Here is a 16,948-nt window from a genome sequence, read left to right as displayed (position 1 = left end):
TGCGATCTCATTCCTTGTCTTTACTAAAATAGCGACGAACAACAACAAAAAACACAGGCACAAAAAAGATAGCAAGGATGGTTGCAGTGAACATTCCTCCAGCAACCCCTGTACCTACTGCATTCTGAGCTCCAGAGCCGGCCCCAGTACTAACCACGAGAGGGAGAACACCAAAAATAAATGCCATAGACGTCATCAAGATAGGACGCAAACGCATTCGTGAAGCTTCAAGTGTTGCTTCAACCAAACTTTTACCTTCTTTTTCAATTAAATCTTTAGCAAATTCAACGATCAAAATGGCGTTTTTTGCAGATAAACCAATGGTGGTCAAAAGACCTACCTGGAAATAAACATCATTACTTAATCCTCGCAATGAGGTAGCCAATAATGCCCCAATAACACCTAAAGGCACTACCAACATGACTGAAAAAGGAATAGACCAACTTTCATATAATGCCGCCAGACATAAAAAAATGACGATTAGTGAAATTGTATAGAGCATAGGCGCTTGAGAGCCAGATAAACGTTCCTGATAAGACATACCGGTCCAATCATAACCTATCCCAGCAGGAAGTTTGGATGCCAATTTTTCCATTAATAGCATTGCTTCACCCGTACTTTTACCTGGTGCAGCTTCTCCCAAAATCTCCATAGATGGCAAACCATTGTAGCGTTCCAAACGCGGCGAACCAAATTCCCAACGACTCGTAGCAAATGCTGAAAATGGAATCATTTGTCCATCTTGTCCTCTGACATACCACTCTTTGATATCGTTTGGTAGCATGCGAAATTTAGCCTCAGCTTGTACATACACTTTCTTCACTCGGCCTCTATCAATAAAATCATTGACATAGGTGCTTCCTAAATTAGTGGAAATTGTTTGATTAATATCATTAATTGAAGCACCCAAAGCCTCTGCTTTTTCCTGATCAATCTCAAGCTTAAATTGTGGTGTATCCTCTAATCCATTAGGACGAACACGTACTAGCGTTTCAGGGTGTTTTTTTACCATCTCCAAAAGTTTATTACGCGCTGCAGTTAATTTTTCATGGCCTACAGCACCTCTATCAATCAATTCAAAATCAAAACCTGTAGCAGTACCCAAGTCAATAATCGCAGGTAAATTGAAGGGAAAAACCAATCCATCTTTAATATGTGAAAAAGCATTCGTTGCTCTTGAGATAATGCCATCGACTTTATTTGCAGCCCCCTTACGTTCGTCCCAATCTTTTAGGGTAACAAACGCAAGCCCGGTATTTTGTCCTTGACCATTAAAGCCAAAACCAACCACTGTAAACACGGAAACGACATTGTTTTTTTCTTTTGTAAGGTAGTAGTCCGTTACTTGATCAGCAACTTTTTGTGTGCGTTCTATGGTAGCACCTGCAGGTAATTGCATCATCGTTAGCAACATTCCCTGATCCTCGTCAGGTAAAAAAGATGAAGGCAATGTAAGAAATAAATAGCCCACACCCACAACAATTAATAAATAAATCAGTAAATACCGCCCGGTTTGATAAAGAATTTTTTTAACCGCATCGTGATAGAGGTGAGTAACACGTTCAAAACTATGATTAAACCAACCAAAAAATCCTTTTCGCTGATGGATTTCTTTCACTGACATTGGTTTTAAGAGAGTTGCACAAAGTGCAGGAGTTAAAATTAAAGCAACCAAAACAGAAAGTACCATAGCAGATACAATCGTAAGGGAAAACTGCCGATAAATTGCCCCTGTTGATCCGCCAAAAAAAGACATTGGAATGAAAACAGCTGATAATACTGTCGCAATTCCTACCAAAGCCCCTTGAATTTGCGCCATGGAACGACGAGTGGCTGCCTTCGGTTCTAATTTCTCTTCGACAATGACACGCTCGACATTTTCTATGACAACGATCGCATCATCAACTAATAAACCTATTGCTAAAACCATCCCAAACATGGTTAAGGTATTAATGCTAAAACCAAAAATAGACAAAATTGCAAATGTACCCAACAACACCACAGGGACGGCAATCGTTGGAATCAGTGTCGCACGAAAATTTTGCAGAAAAAGATACATCACCAGAAAAACGAGAATAATTGCTTCAATGAGTGTTTTAACGACTTCCTCAATAGAAATTTTTACAAAGGGTGTTGTATCGTAGGGATAGACCACCTTAAAGCCTTTTGGGAAAAAAGGTGCCATTTCAGCAATTTCATTCTTTATTATTGCAGCAGTATCAAGCGCGTTTGCGCCTGTCGCAAGTTTAATGCCTAAGCCTGCCGCGGGAGTACCATTATAGCGAGAAATCATAACGTAATTTTCCCCGCCCAATTCGATATGAGCCACATCTTTTAAACGAACTTGAGAACCATCCTTGTTAACTTTTAACAAAATTTTTCCAAACTCCTCCGGTGTCTTTAGACGGGTTTGAGCAATAATAGAAGCATTAAGTTGTTGATTAGCAACAGCGGGCGTACCTCCCAGTTGTCCAGCGGCAATTTGGTTATTTTGTGCTCGAATAGCCAGAATTACATCACTGGGCATTAACTGATAATTATTTAGCTTATGAGGATCTAACCAAATTCGCATGGCATATTGAGCACCAAATAACTCGACATCGCCCACACCATTGAGGCGACTAACAGGATCTTGGATATTTGAGGCAAGGTAGTCAGCAAGATCATATTGATCCATGCTCCCATCTTCAGAAATTACCCCAAGAACAAGAAGGTAACCACTACTAGATTTCTTAACATTTACTCCTAATTCCTGCACCTCTTGAGGAAGCAGTGGCATGGCAAGTTGTAATTTATTTTGTACCTGCACTTGTGCTATGTCGGGATCGGCGCTAGCGTCAAAGGTCAGAGTAATAGTCACTGAACCTGAGGAATCACTTTGAGAAGAGATATACAACAACTTATCAATCCCGCTCATATTCTGTTCAATAACTTGGGTCACAGTGTCTGCAACAGTTGCAGCATCAGCCCCTGGATAAGTTGCCGCGATTTGAATTGCAGGTGGTGCTACGGTTGGATATTGTGCTATTGGTAAATTAAAGATAGCAATTACCCCTGCCAACATGACAAGTATCGCTAACACCCAAGCAAAAATGGGTCTGTCTATAAAAAAATTAGACATTCTCTAATTACCCTTTATGGAACTATCTGTTGATGTATGTTTATCGTCAGTGGTGTTACTAGGCTTTTCATTAGCCTCTACAAATCTTACCGTCATTCCAGGCTTAATTTTCAACTGACCAGTTACAATGATCTTATCACCGGCATTAAGACCACTTACAATAAGCCATTTATCGCCAATTGCCTTTGCGGTTACTACTTCGCGTAAAACGACCTTACCTTTAGTGTCAACAATAAGGGCCGTTGCTTGACCACGAGCATTACGGGTAATCCCCTGCTGTGGAGCAAGAATTGCCTGTTCTTTCATACCCTCTTTTAAAATCGCGCGTACAAACATCCCAGGGAGCAATTCATAGTTAGGATTAGGGAAAATAGCGCGTACAGTAAACGATCCTGTCGTTTCATCCACAGTAACATCAGAGAATTCTAAAGTTCCCGTTTTACCATAGTGTGTACCATCTTCTAAAATTAATTCGACAACAACATTATCATGACCTTGCTTAAGAAATCCTTTGGCAAACTCACGCTTCAGGCGCAAAAAATCGGCACTCGATTGTGTAACATCAACATAAATGGGATCCAGTTGATGTACAGTAGTTAACGCTGTTGTCTGGTTTTCAGTAACTAATGCCCCTTCCGTAACGTTCGATTTACCAATTCGCCCACTAAGTGGTGAGATTACTTTTGTATAAACAAGATTGATGTAAGCCGTTTTCAGATTTGCTTTAGCTGCTACAACTGTTGCATCAGCCTGCTTGGCATTAGCAACAGCAGTATCATAATCTTGACGACTGACAAAATTTGTACCTAATAAGGGTTGGTAACGCTTTACCGTTAGATGGTTAATTTGCGCATTGGCCTCTGCTTTAGCCAACTCCCCTTTTGCATTATCGTAAGCAGCTATGTAAGGTGCCGGATCGATTTGATATAAAGATTGTCCCTTTTTTACATCACTACCCTCAATAAATTGACGTTTTAAAATAATACCGCCTACTTGCGGTCTCACTTCAGCCACACGATAAGGACGCGTGCGACCAGGCAATTCGGCAGTGAGGGTAAATGGTTCTGTTTTTAAAGTAACCACAGTGACCAGAGGCGCTTCCTCTGCCGGTTTTTTTTTCTCACTGCAAGCGAAAAGTAAAGGCAAAATGGCTAACAACGCCAATACTACTGTTTGTGTTTTGCTACTTTTCGTGTTCATAACGTCTCTAGCCATCCATCCTCAAATAGATTTATCTACATCACAATAAAAAAGAGCATAATTTGATAACTATAGCACTATAAGATTATTTAAAACGACGTTTATTTAAAATAAGCTAAAAATCCCTCAAGTGGCTGAAATTAATAGCAGATCAATTTGAATTTAAATTTCCAACTTCAGGGAATTGGGATTAGTTAAAAAAGTAGGACCAGCTACTATCATTCTTTTCTCAAAAAAAGGAAGAGAATAATTTGTTTTTGCAGAATCATTTTCTTTCCTTTTAATTTTTTTGGCAGCTTGATAAGACTCGTTGGATTCTTGCTCATCGCCCGTAAGGTCCATTAATTTCTTCTTTTCCCGATAGTGCTGACATAGGCTGTTTTTTTTATTGAATAGAGTCGTTAAATATTTCTGTTCGAATTGTTTCTCATCCTCGCGTTTGCTCATTTGGTAATAGTTAATACCAAAACATATTCCTGCACCACAACAAATACTTAAGGTAATCATAAGCCCGAGGGGTCCTGTTAAGGCACTCAAAAGAATTGTTGCTCCAAAAGACGCTACAATTGCATTGATTCCCAGAAAAAAAGTTCCAAATAATGTGCTTGCCGTAAAAAGCGTTAAACCCACCGAATCTCTAATCCTTGTCAGTTTCTTTTTATCCTTAAATGAGGGTTTTTCTTCGAGCTCAAGTTGTATCCCCTCTCTTTCGAAGATTAAATCAATCACTCTGTTTTTCAGATCAATAAATTGCAAAAATTTCTCAAATTTATATTCTGCCTTCTGCATCTCAAGGTAGTTAGCAATAAAATAAAAAACGCTTAAGCCAACTGTAAATAAAACAACACTCACAGTAATCACGGTTAAGGCAATCAATCCTAGATTGATTAATCCGAGAATACTCCAAAGAATGATTAAAGGATAACTTGGAGCATCATTAATGAATAATGCAAAAGATTGCATTGTCCGACTGAAGTGATATTGCAAAACGGGATGATTAGAAGACTCAGCCAGGAATTGGCGAATTCTTTCTTCACCAAATATCCCAATTAATTCTTTCAACTTTTCACAATCAAGAATGTTATATAAAGCATCCAAATCTAATTCTGCTAGTAACATAAATCACCGTATACATGTAATTGTTAAATGTTACTTCTTAGAAATAACTATCCATAACCCAAATACGGAGTATGATTAAAATTTTTTAGTATTCGAGGGGAACGTGTTTGATCAATTTTCCGCTAATCAAAAGCATTGAAATTCATGACAATGACCAACAACAAACAATCTTACCTTATACAGTATCCCCTGACTTGTATATTGTGCTGGGATATCAGTATACAGGATCGCTATTATTATTAAATAATAATGAAAACATTCAGTTAAGCCGTTGTGGCTTAAGTGGATTGCAAACAAACTCTAGAAAATATCAATGCTCCACAATTGGCACAAAAACCCTTTTAATAAAATTTTATCCTTGGGCCATGGCTTGCCTGATAAATGAGCCCTCTGAGAATTTTATAAATAATGCTTTTAATTTTTGTGATCTTATAACTGGTTCTGCACATGAAAAATTGGAAGAGCTGTTATCTAAGAGATACTCATTAAATAAACTGACTATCCATCTGAAAAAGTTTTTTAATCATTTACAAACTGGCAAGGCTAATAAAAGACTCGATTATAATTTTATAGCTCTCATTCAACAGACAATGAGTGACTCCAATTATCAGACTAAATATCTCGAGGAAATTTCTGGCTATACAATTAGGACAATAGAACGCCGCTTCAAAGAATTAGTTGGTCTTACACCAAAAAAATTTCTTCTATTGAAGCGCTTCCAATCTGCTGTCAAATTTCTTAATGAGGGATTGAGCTGGAAAGACATTGTGGAAAAATGTAATTATTATGATCAAGCGCATTTTATCAATGATTTTAAAGAGTTTTCTAATATGACTCCTTCTCAAGTTTAAATTTTTTTGCTTGTCGTATTTTTCCAATACCCCGTCTTTATCTCATTTTAAAATTCTCATTTTTACATCTACAGGAGAATAAAAATGAACGATGTCGCTAACATCATTAAAATGTCAATAAAAGACTGTCTTGAAGATCAAGTTGATTTTTTAGAGCATGTTAAACGATTGACAGCCATCCATGTGAAAAACTATGAGGTTGATTTAGAAAACATGAAAATAGTCTATGAATTCTCATCACAACTAACCCATCAAGAAGAGCTACCGATTTCTACGCCCTTTCTTGCTAAACAATTTGACCAACAAAAGCTAATGCAGGCAATCATGAATGTGCAAAAGAAAAAAATTACCTATCCTACCTTTCTTGAGCACATTGCTGCTGCAGGGGTTAATCAATACCGAGTTTTTATTGAAGAAGCGAAAGTTATCTATTATGGTGATAATCGCTCAGTTACCGAGCATTTCCCCAAAGTAGTTGAGTAAATTTCGGTTCAACAAAACCTTCTAGTATAAACAAAGTAATCTCCCTTCCAGGTGACGGAGGTTACTATCCCACACAATGAAGCGTTTTAAGTAAAATATTCCTTAACTATGCGTAGAATGGCACAATCTCATCAATTAGAAGAGAACAAACTATAAAATGGTAACCATAGTTTATTTACCACCTTATAAGTTTAAACATCTGGAGTGCTACACAACATGGAAAATGTCTTAATTTGCCTTATGTTTTTATTTTTGCTTGTAGTTTCAGATATTATTAGACGATTCATTCCATCCATACCCGCGGTGCTCATACAAATTGGTATTGGTATATTAGTTGGGCTTCTTTTTCCTGGTTCTCATGTAGGATTTAATCCCGAACTTTTTATGTTGCTGTTCATCCCCCCTCTTTTGTTCATTGATAGTTGGCGTTTTCCCAAGAGAGAATTTTTATCCAATACCAGACCTATTATCATGTTATCTATTGGTTTAGTATTTTTTACAACCATTGGCATGGGGTATCTCATTCATTGGTTAATCCCTCTAATTCCTTTGCCTGCTTCTTTTGCTTTAGCAGCAGCGCTCTCTCCTACTGATGCTGTTGCGTTACGCTCCTTAGCAGCTAGAGAGAAAATCCCCGAACGTCTTATTAATATTTTACAAGGCGAAGCACTTTTAAATGATGCCTCCGGTCTGGTTTCATTCAAATTGGCCTTAACAGCAATGCTAACTGGTCTTTTTTCACTATCGCAAGCAACACTTAGTCTTTTTGTAATTGGCTTAGGCGGTCTTACAATAGGAGCAAGCCTCACTTATCTTTTTATTATGCTTTTAGGCCGTCTTAGTATCCATAATACTCATGAAACAACAACTGAGAATCTATTGCTAATCCTTTTGCCATTTACTGCCTATCTTATTGCGGAGAAGCTTGGGGTTTCAGGGATTCTTGCCGCTGTTGCTGCGGGTTTTACAATTGACCAAGCAGGTTTTTTAGATAGAACGTTAGCGACCATGCGAATTGAAGGTCATTTTGCTCGCGGCATGATTGAAGCTATTCTAAATGGAGCAATCTTTATTCTTTTAGGGATTTATGTCGCTAACTCATTAGAATTGTTGGCTCACACTCACAGTAGTGTCCCTTATTGTGCGACGATTATTGTCATTATTACTTTTTCACTCATTGCCTTGCGTTTTTTATGGATTTACTTAACGCTTCCTTTGGAAGCCCTCATCGCACGTCACCGTCAAAAAACCTGGTCGCGACCTCGCTTAAGAGTAATCGCTGTCATTTCTTTAGGAGGGGTACGCGGGGCAATAGCCTTGGCAGCCATCTTATCTCTTCCTACCCTGATGCCTGATGGAGCACCATTTCCTGAACGGGATTTATTAATCACTATTGCCGTTGGTGTCGTGCTTTGCTCATTGCTCGTGAGTATGCTTGCATTACCCCGGATGTTGCCTGGATTAAAAGGTTTAATTACTGATGCGCCTTATGATGAAGAAAAAGAAGCTATTATTGCTGCGGTTGGGGCAGGAATTAAAGCTATTGAAAAAAGAATGAAAAAATTATGTGACAACATGGACGAGCATGAATCCGATATTTGCAAACAAATAGGAAATTCTATTTTAGCAACACTAAACCAATTTCTCGCATCGAATATTGACATAGACAACGAGAGTAATTCGAGTAAATTTTCTATGGCCATCGAGCAGGAGTTACGATTAGCTGGTTTAGACGGCGCTCGCCAAGAACTACGTGCACTAAGAAAAAGCGGAAAAATTGATAATACAACCATGATGATGCTTATTAGTCGTCTTGATTTAAGACAACTTTCTATCGTTACCAGCAATAAAAGTTTTACTACGCGACCCACTAAATCTTAGAATAATTTCTACTTGTCTAACCCTGTGCAAATAGGTTAAAAATAGATAGCCAAACCACCACTATAGGGGATTTATGATGAAATTATTTTTTGCCAAAGGAGCATGCTCTCTGGCTGTGCGCATTGTTATCAACGAAATTAATGTCGATTGTAACTACGAAGCCGTGAATCTACAAACTAAAAAAACTGAAAGCGCTCAGGATTTTCTAAAAATTAACCCCAAAGGTGCCGTACCCGCACTTGAATTAGATAATGGTCAAATACTTACAGAAAACGCAGTAGTCCAACAATATTTGGCCGATAAATTTCATGCTCGAGAGTTGTTGCCGCCAGTGGGAGATCTTAGCCGTTATCGTACTCTTGAGTGGATGAATTTTATAACAACCGAATTACACAAAAGTTTTGGCAATCTATTTAACAGTACTATTTCTCAAGAACTTAAGGACAAAATTTTTATTCCTCTCATAAAGACCAAATTGGGCTTTATCGATAAACATTTAAAACATCAATATCTTATGGGTGAGCATTTTACCCTGCCAGATGCCTACATGTTCGTCATTCTTTTATGGGCTACAAAATTTAAGATTGATTTAAAAGCCTGGGATCATTTACCCCGGTATTTTGCAACTTTGCAGAAACGGCCTGCAATTATAAAATCGCTCAAAGAAGAAGCACTTGAGATTGCATAAACGTTAACTGAGAGTTCCTGATTGCCTGTAATGATAATTGCTATTCGCGAATATTGGGAACTCCGATTATTCTGATTCATTGATGATTACCTGACCCCACATGGGGATCTAATTTTTTACTGAAAATTTTTTTATAACAGTTTTTTGTTCTCTACAAATTGCCTCCTGCCTGTTGCATTTAATAATTCCTTAATAACTAAAGTTTATAATGCCCTGCCTGGATTAATATCCATTAATATTTACAAAAATATGATTAAAAAATCAAAATATTTAAAGGTTTAAGTTATTATCCGTCTAAAAAATAAAATGTTTATTTTATTTTTTATTTGAATTAAAATTGCACACCAAAATAACCCTATCATTTGAGGTATTATTATGACTGATTTGTTCAAAGATAAGATTACTGCTCAAGAAATAAGAGAAATCCTTACTAAAGAACCCCAAAAAAGAGAAGAGATTAAAGATAATCAAACTCCTATTCAAAAATTCGCTCAAGGAAAACAGTGGGATTTAGTTGAAGTGTTTGCTGAATTTCCTGTAAATGCAACTGAAGAAGATAAAGCAAGATACGGCAGTGCTCTACTGACTGCGGTTCAGGCCGACCAATTTGATCTTGCCAAGAAATTAATCACTGCCGGAGCCTCTGTTGGGTATTTTTTTAGTGATAGTGGTGAGAACTTACTGCATACCCTTCTTAAGAAAAAAGGACCAAATGAATTACTCAAACAAATTATCGACAAAGCCTATGCAACTACTCTGAAACGACGCAATAAAGAAGGTGATAGTCCCATCTTATTAGCAGCAAAATCAAATAATTGGGAGATAGTTTCTGCTTTGGCAACTAAATTAGGAAAAGAAACTCTTGAAGATAACCTTCAGTATGCAGAAGCTGCTAAGCTAGCAGAAACAGCAAACCAAAATGAAATTGTAGGATTATTAAAAGGACTTCAAACACCAACTTTAGAAACAATGACGCCAGATGATTTGCGAAAATTACTGCAAGGTACACTAGACATTCGTGAGCAAAAATTGAGCAGCGGTAGCTCACTCATTGAAAAGGCAGCTTCACTCAAGCGTTGGGATTTAGTCGCGGTTTTTGCCGAGTTTCCAGTAACATTAAGTCAAGAGTCGCAAGCAAAATATGGTAGCGCTTTGCTTGATGCTGTTAATGCCGATCAATTTGAGGTAGCTAAAAAATTGCTCGATGCTGGAGCTTCTACCGGATACTATTTTAGTGGTTCGGAAAATGGTTTACTGCATATCCTTATAAATAAAGGACAAGATGAACTATTAGAACAAGTTATTCAAAAAACCGGTGAAAGCACTTTGGTACGGCGCAATAAAGAGGGAGTAGCGCCCATTTTGTTGGCAGCAAAATCAAATAACTGGAAGGCAGTCGGTTGTTTGGCAAAGAAACTCGGAAAAACTGATATAAATGATCATTTACAGTACCAAGAAATACGTCAGTTAGCAGCAGAAGCCAAGCAAGATGAAACTGTACAACTACTCCAGCCGACACACACATGGGAAACAGTAACTCCAGAAGATTTGCGAAAATTACTGCAAGGAAAACTCAGTATAAGAGAAGCGAAACTGAGTGATGGTAGCCCTATTCAAAAAGCAGTTCAACTAAAACGTTGGGATTTAGTTGCGGTTTTTGCTGAATTTCCGGTAGATCCAAAGCAGGAAGAGCTAGCAAAATATGGTAGTGCTTTACTTAATGCAGCTAATAACGACCAATTCGATGTAGCTAAAAAATTGCTCACAGCTCAAGCCTCTACTGGTTACTATTACACTAACACCGGGAATACTCTTCTTCATGTTCTTCTAAGTAAAGCAGAACAAGCGGATTTGTTCGCAGATGTTGTTAGAAAAATCGATGGAGTTTCTTTGGAGCAACGTAATAAAGAGGGAAACTCGCCCATTTTATTGGCCGCAAAATCAGCTCGTTGGGATGCAGTACTGTGCTTAGCTGCAAAATTAGGAAAAATAGATATTACTGTTCTTAATTCTGACAAAAAACAGTACAAAGAAGTCTTGGCATTAGCCTTTCAAGGTAATCAGGACGACCTAGCTGACCGATTAATTTCTTATGATTCATTACAACAAATGAATGAAGAAGGCTTAACACCTCTTGCAAATGCCGTAAAAAATAATAATGCACCTCTTGTCAATCAAATGCTCTCTTATGAGATTTTTAATCCAGACTATTATGATTCGCAAAAAGATATAGCAGGTTGCACAAGAGCCTATCTCTTGACAAAAGAACAACCTGACGTATGCACTGCAGAAAACATGGTGCGCTTAAAAACAATAGCAGATAAGCATCTTTTTGCTGAGTTTCAAAAAGTTTATGAATCTTTGTATGCAGCTCAATCTTCTCTATTTAAGCAGAAGAAAAATACTTGCCAAAACTGGGACGATGTTCTTAAGTATGCGAAACAAAATCCGCATTCCAGATCAGCCAAGGCTGTTGAGTTGACTCTGAAGTTTATCGAAACTAACGATAAGAGCGCGTTGGTAAAAGCCGTGCACCAATATGGTTATGAACATAGTAGTAGTTTTGGCCTCTTCAAGCGTAGTAATAACAAACAAGGACTGGAAAATAACTTTGAGAATACTTATAAAAACGCTGATGAAAACTCAAGAACAGGAGCTATTCGCAGTATTTTAAACTAATTTATGATCTCAACAGGATTAATTAGGTAGTATTCCCTGTCATCCCTACATGGTTAATAACTCGCTGACAAATTTTGTCAACGAGTTATTAACATCTACCAAATCTTCGAATGAAGCAAAACCCCCGTTACACGAAGCATTTTTGCGTACTTATCTTAAATGATTTCTTTATAAATGAGGCATATTCTTCATTATTGACTAATTGTATTTTGAAAATTTAGTTTCAGATTTCATTCTGTCTTTTAGTTGGTTTTCAATTCGAAACTAACGCCTGTGCCGAGGTATGAATGATGGTTGATTTGTTTAGAGAGAACATTACTGCTGAAGAAATAAGAAAATCCTACAAATGAACCTCAAAAGAGAGGAAATTAAAGATAATCGAATGCCTACTCAAAAATATGCCCAGGAAAATCGTTGGGATTTAGTAAAGGTATTTACTGAATTTCCAATAAATACCCATCAAAAAGAAAAAGCAAATGCACACAAACTTGCCTATCGCTGTAATTAATCAACCTTTGGACGCACGATAAGAACATCGCATTCAGCACCATGCAGAATAGCATTGGCAGTAGAGCCCAATAACAAGGCAAGACCATGTTTGCCATGACTGCCAGTGACAATTAAATCAATTTTTTTCTCTTGTGCAACGCGTAAAATTTCATTTTTGGTCGAACCAAATTCAATCATGCAATGTGCGCTGTCGACGCCAAGTTTTTTAGCTAAAGTTGATAATTCCTTTTCCGCCTGTTCACGAATTGAAACCTCTACTTCAGCAAATCCTGCAAAGCCAGGGTAAGCATATGCTGGAATTGGCTCCACGACATGAACTAAAAGTAGATCAGCTCCATTTTCATCAGCAATTTTTTTCGCCTTATGGGCTGCTTTTATTCCCACTTCGTCAAAATCTGTCGCGAATAACACCCTTTTATACATGGTTTTCTCTCCTTGGCTACGCTAAATTCTAATTTTAATCGAACTTATAAATTTCTCATAATTTGCAGTTTACTATAAAATTTTACTGGCTTAAATTCCAAAAACAGAATTAAATCGCAGGTACTGTAGGAACAGTTCGAGTTTAAAATTGTTAAACTTGTAAAAATTAAACAAGATTTATACCAAGTTCCCTTGTTTTTTGAAAATACACCTTTTCAATTAGAACTCATGTTAAAATATAAAGCTTTAAAACCGATTACTAATACCCTCTAAGTCATGCTTTTAGATTTTTTAGGAACCGTAGCGTCCTTATTGGCCACCTATTATTTTATTCGTCTTGACCGAAAGGCATGGCTTATTAGCCTGTTTGCTACTGTATTGAATGCCTGGCTGTATTGGCAGAAGGGAATTTATGCGGATATGGCACTTGAATCGTTTTATTTTCTTAGTACTTGCTATGGCTGGTATCTTTGGCGTGTACCCCCAGCGAATCAAGAAGCTCCTATCATTACCAAACTTTCTATAACACAGTGGATGATAATTGCAGGCGTCATTAGTTGTCTTTTTATTTTTATAATAAGCTTGTTACTTGTCTTTACCTACTCAGATATTGCACTACTGGACGCAATGACGACATCGTTGAGTTTGGCTGCTCAATGGCTAATGTGTTATAAAATGATCGCAACCTGGATTCTCTGGTTTATTACTGATGCCATTTTTGCGTATATGTATTTTCATAAACATATACCATTTCATTGTTTTTTAATGACTATATATACAATCATGGCAGTCATTGGTTATCGCACGTGGGCTAGAAGAAAAGTACCCCAAACAATCTAGCCCCGACGAGTTCAACCTAATGCTGGAAGCCCTGATGTTGAGCGGATCCAGGGTTTAAACTGAGTAATTGTAGTAGGCAAATTTTTGGCCACTTGTTGTGCCTGCTCCACGCGTCCGTATTCACCGATAGTTAAAACATACCAGTTTGCACCCTTGCTCTTTGTCGTACGAATCTTGCTATCCGTTAAATGATGAAGATTAATAAAACGTTTAACATCTTCAAGGTTCTGACTAGCAAGCAGTTGAACCGTATAACGTTCCACTTTAGCTTCAGGAACCTTCGAAGCAACAACATTATTAGTCGTTGCCAAAGAAGGCTGCCTCATTGGTTTCGGAGTCTCTCTTGAAGAAACAACATTTCTCTCTAAATTTGCCACCTGCTTAATCTGTGGGGATGTTATCGTTTTAGGAATCACGACCACTTTATCCATGACCACTAACGAATTGTCGACTTCTTCTTCATCCAAACTAATGTCGACAACCCGCCTTAAAGGTGGTGGCTGCACTTCTTGACGGACGGCTGAAATATGGAGAGCGGGAATGTAACTGGTCATTCCTTTATTGTAGCTCGGTAACTGGCTGACTAAAGCAGGCTCCTCTCTTTGCATTGTTGGGGCTTGAGCAATAACTGAAGGTAACTGCTGCTGCTTAATTGCTACACGTTCCGATTCTTGAGAAGAAGGTGTTGTTTGCTTAAATAGATCCTGATTTTGCCAAATATAGACTGAAGCTAATAAAGCCACAGTTAAGGTTGCGGTTAAACCAATGTACTTGGAAGCAGACGATTTCTCCGTGGTTACTGATTTTAATTCCGGACAAAAATAATTGGTCATTTCTTTATTGATACGCGCAATATTACCACCTGTTAGTTGGTAAAACTGCGCTAGCCGTTTGTCTGACATAGTTTGATCAATACGCTTCAAAGCTGGCAAATTACTTAAGAGGTAAGTTTTTGTTTCACTCTCAGTGAGTGCACCAGGTTCTATGCGATGAATTAAATGCTCTAACGAGGCTGCTTCTAACTTATTCAAACTTGCAACTAAAGAAAAGTCGGAAACCAGACAAATGTGAAAATATCCCTGCTCTCCCTGCTGTTTTAATTCAAGCAACACTTCTTGTAAAAAAGTATCGGACACATGCTGAGCATCATCGATAATAAGTAATATATGAGCCTTTCTTTCATTAATTTGTTCGATGATTTTGGCAGTAGTCAGCTCAGTATCAGTCCTCAAATGGAATGTTGTTGCCAATTGAAGCAATAAACTAGTTTGATTAAATGGAGGGATGGCCTTAATTATCTGCGCTTTTATTTGAGCATCCAGTGAGGTTTGCAATAATTCAACAAAGGTTGTTTTTCCACCCCCTTCTTCTGCCAGGACGACTGCCAGCGCATTGTTGAAAAGAACTAAATGATTAATGAAATCAATTTTGGTAAGCCAGGCACTAGGTTTAAAAATATTTTTAACAGAAGTTATTATTTCCTTATTCTCTGATTCCTGTGTCATATTTTGCATTGTTATTCTCCTTCAACTGCAGCTTGCAAAATTGAGCGCAACAAGTCCTCTGATACCTTATCTTCAATGTAACAATTTCCTGCTGCTCTCATTAATATGAAGCGCAAATTTTTATTTTTGATTTTTTTATCCTGCGACATCGTTGCTCGTACTGATTCAAGATCAATGTCTTTCGGAATTCGCCGAGGTAACTTTGCCATTAACAGCATTTTGTCGATATTATTGACAACCTCTTTATCCAGATGAGCACACTGCTGCGATAATAATGCCGCACAATAAAGACCAATCGCAACTGCTTCACCATGTAACCAACGACTATAATGAGTACAGGCTTCAAGTGCATGCGCAAAAGTATGACCTAAATTTAAAAAAGCACGCTGGCCTGTTATTTCATACTCATCTTGTTCAACGTAACTGGCTTTAATCTGACAACAGTAACTAATTACCTCAGCTAAATTTTTTGAAGAATTAGTCTCTAATCCTTCTTGTAATACAGCCCAAACCAAGTCAAAAAATGCGCCACCGGTCAATAATGCATATTTGATAATCTCGGCAAATCCAGCTCTGAGCTCTCGCATAGGCAGAGTTTTTAAAGTATTTAAATCAATAATTACGGCCGTAGGTTGATAAAAACTACCAATCATATTTTTACCTTGTGGATGATTGATAGCTGTTTTGCCACCTACTGACGCATCAACTTGCGCTAATAGAGTAGTAGGTATTTGTATAAATTTTACTCCACGCTGATAAGTTGCTGCTGCAAATCCTGTAATATCACCAACGACACCTCCACCAAGAGCAATTAGAGTGCTATCTCGGTGGTGATGCTTAGCGATTAATTCATCATAGATAGCAGACAGGCTTTGTTGATTTTTAAATTCTTCACCATCTTTAAGAATAACTACATCACATTGCTTATCTTTAAACGCTGTTTGCAGATAGCCAAGATAGAGCGATGCAATTTTATCATTGGTTACGATAAGTACTTGCTCACCGGTGACATAACGATTAAGAACAGCAGAATCAATTAAAGCATCATACCCTATGACAATAGGATATTCCTGACCAGGTAAATGAACTACCAATTCCTTATATAAATCAAACTTCGCCATAGATGTATTTAATAATATTATTTGCTACAGCTTTTACAGTTAATTTATCCGTCTCAAAGCTAATATCAGCCAGTTCATCATAAAATGGCTCTCTTTCATCGCGCAGCATTTCTAATCGACTTTCTAAATCTTCCGTTTGCAGTAATGGTCGTTTTGTATCGCGTTTTGTGCGTTCGTATTGTTGTTGCAGGGAAGTTTTCAAATAGATAACTGTTCCTCGTCCAGCTAAAGCGTTGCGATTTTCAGGCGTCATAACTACACCACCGCCAGTTGCTAAAACAATATTTGTTTTTTGTGTTAACTCATCAATGACTTTCTGCTCTCGGCGACGAAATCCCTCCTCCCCTTCAATATCAAATATCCAAGAGATATCGGCTCCTGCACGCTCTTCTATTACTTCGTCAGAATCGTAGAACTCAAGTTTGAGCTCCTTTGCCAAAGTACGGCCTATTGTGCTTTTACCTGCTCCCATAGGCCCTATTAAAAATATGTTTCGTACTTTAACTATGCTCATTTTTAATTACATA

Annotated in this window: 14 protein-coding genes; 7 read left to right on the top strand and 7 right to left on the bottom strand. The window is 37.8% G+C overall.

The genetic code is table 11. The features are described 5' to 3' along the window. Positions 1-7 precede the first annotated feature (7 nt). The 3 genes from PXX05_RS03455 to PXX05_RS03445 form a co-directional block, all read right to left on the bottom strand. Complete coding sequence (locus tag PXX05_RS03455) at positions 8-3,121, bottom strand: efflux RND transporter permease subunit (protein WP_275089663.1); 3,114 nt, start codon at positions 3,119-3,121, stop codon at positions 8-10. A 3-nt stretch (positions 3,122-3,124) separates the two neighbouring features. Beyond that, positions 3,125-4,321 carry an efflux RND transporter periplasmic adaptor subunit gene (locus tag PXX05_RS03450; protein ID WP_275089662.1) on the bottom strand — a complete coding sequence of 399 codons (1,197 nt, stop codon included), beginning with the start codon at positions 4,319-4,321 and terminating at the stop codon, positions 3,125-3,127. A 162-nt stretch (positions 4,322-4,483) separates the two neighbouring features. Then, complete coding sequence (locus PXX05_RS03445; protein ID WP_275089661.1) at positions 4,484-5,440, bottom strand: hypothetical protein; 957 nt, start codon at positions 5,438-5,440, stop codon at positions 4,484-4,486. Positions 5,441-5,547: 107 nt separating this feature from the next. On the opposite strand from PXX05_RS03445, the gene PXX05_RS03440 reads away from it, so the two are divergent. The 6 genes from PXX05_RS03440 to PXX05_RS03415 all read left to right on the top strand — a co-directional run bounded on the left by PXX05_RS03440 (position 5,548) and on the right by PXX05_RS03415 (position 12,530). Next, positions 5,548-6,291: a helix-turn-helix domain-containing protein gene (locus tag PXX05_RS03440; RefSeq protein ID WP_275089660.1), complete on the top strand. Its 744-nt coding sequence runs from the start codon at positions 5,548-5,550 to the stop codon at positions 6,289-6,291. Positions 6,292-6,375: 84 nt separating this feature from the next. Beyond that, complete coding sequence (locus PXX05_RS03435; protein WP_275089659.1) at positions 6,376-6,774, top strand: DUF1398 family protein; 399 nt, start codon at positions 6,376-6,378, stop codon at positions 6,772-6,774. A gap of 216 nt (positions 6,775-6,990) precedes the next feature. Continuing rightward, positions 6,991-8,655 (top strand): Na+/H+ antiporter, encoded by a 1,665-nt coding sequence (locus PXX05_RS03430; RefSeq protein WP_275089658.1) that lies wholly within the window; start codon positions 6,991-6,993, stop codon positions 8,653-8,655. Positions 8,656-8,728: 73 nt separating this feature from the next. Then, positions 8,729-9,343, top strand: coding sequence for a glutathione transferase GstA (gene gstA, locus PXX05_RS03425; RefSeq protein WP_338034425.1), 615 nt, complete (start codon positions 8,729-8,731; stop codon positions 9,341-9,343). Positions 9,344-9,718: 375 nt separating this feature from the next. Then, positions 9,719-12,022 carry a transient-receptor-potential channel family protein gene (locus PXX05_RS03420; RefSeq protein WP_275089657.1) on the top strand — a complete coding sequence of 768 codons (2,304 nt, stop codon included), beginning with the start codon at positions 9,719-9,721 and terminating at the stop codon, positions 12,020-12,022. A gap of 346 nt (positions 12,023-12,368) precedes the next feature. Continuing rightward, positions 12,369-12,530, top strand: a complete 162-nt coding sequence (locus tag PXX05_RS03415) for a hypothetical protein (RefSeq protein WP_275089656.1) — start codon at positions 12,369-12,371, stop codon at positions 12,528-12,530. Here the strand turns inward: PXX05_RS03415 and PXX05_RS03410 are convergent. Next, on the bottom strand, positions 12,527-12,955 hold the full coding sequence (locus PXX05_RS03410) for a universal stress protein (protein WP_275089655.1): 429 nt from the start codon (positions 12,953-12,955) through the stop codon (positions 12,527-12,529). The two genes, PXX05_RS03415 and PXX05_RS03410, sit on opposite strands and share 4 nt — an antisense overlap. A 276-nt stretch (positions 12,956-13,231) precedes the next feature. On the opposite strand from PXX05_RS03410, the gene pnuC reads away from it, so the two are divergent. Further along, positions 13,232-13,795: a nicotinamide riboside transporter PnuC gene (gene pnuC / locus PXX05_RS03405; RefSeq protein WP_275089654.1), complete on the top strand. Its 564-nt coding sequence runs from the start codon at positions 13,232-13,234 to the stop codon at positions 13,793-13,795. 11 nt (positions 13,796-13,806) lie between these two features. Here the strand turns inward: pnuC and PXX05_RS03400 are convergent, their stop codons facing one another. Genes PXX05_RS03400 through aroK form a run of 3 tightly spaced genes read right to left on the bottom strand, consistent with a single transcriptional unit; the run spans position 13,807 to position 16,935 of the window. Further along, positions 13,807-15,309: an SPOR domain-containing protein gene (locus PXX05_RS03400; RefSeq protein ID WP_275089653.1), complete on the bottom strand. Its 1,503-nt coding sequence runs from the start codon at positions 15,307-15,309 to the stop codon at positions 13,807-13,809. A 2-nt stretch (positions 15,310-15,311) separates the two neighbouring features. Next, positions 15,312-16,421 carry a 3-dehydroquinate synthase gene (aroB, locus tag PXX05_RS03395; RefSeq protein ID WP_275089652.1) on the bottom strand — a complete coding sequence of 370 codons (1,110 nt, stop codon included), beginning with the start codon at positions 16,419-16,421 and terminating at the stop codon, positions 15,312-15,314. Next, positions 16,408-16,935 carry a shikimate kinase AroK gene (aroK, locus tag PXX05_RS03390; RefSeq protein ID WP_045106431.1) on the bottom strand — a complete coding sequence of 176 codons (528 nt, stop codon included), beginning with the start codon at positions 16,933-16,935 and terminating at the stop codon, positions 16,408-16,410. The genes aroB and aroK overlap by 14 nt, the downstream gene beginning before the upstream one ends. Positions 16,936-16,948 lie beyond the last annotated feature (13 nt).

Source organism: Legionella cardiaca (assembly GCF_029026145.1).
Lineage (GTDB): Bacteria > Pseudomonadota > Gammaproteobacteria > Legionellales > Legionellaceae > Tatlockia > Tatlockia cardiaca.
The sequence above is the reverse complement of the archived record's forward strand: the minus strand, read 5'-3'. Positions and strand labels throughout refer to the sequence as shown.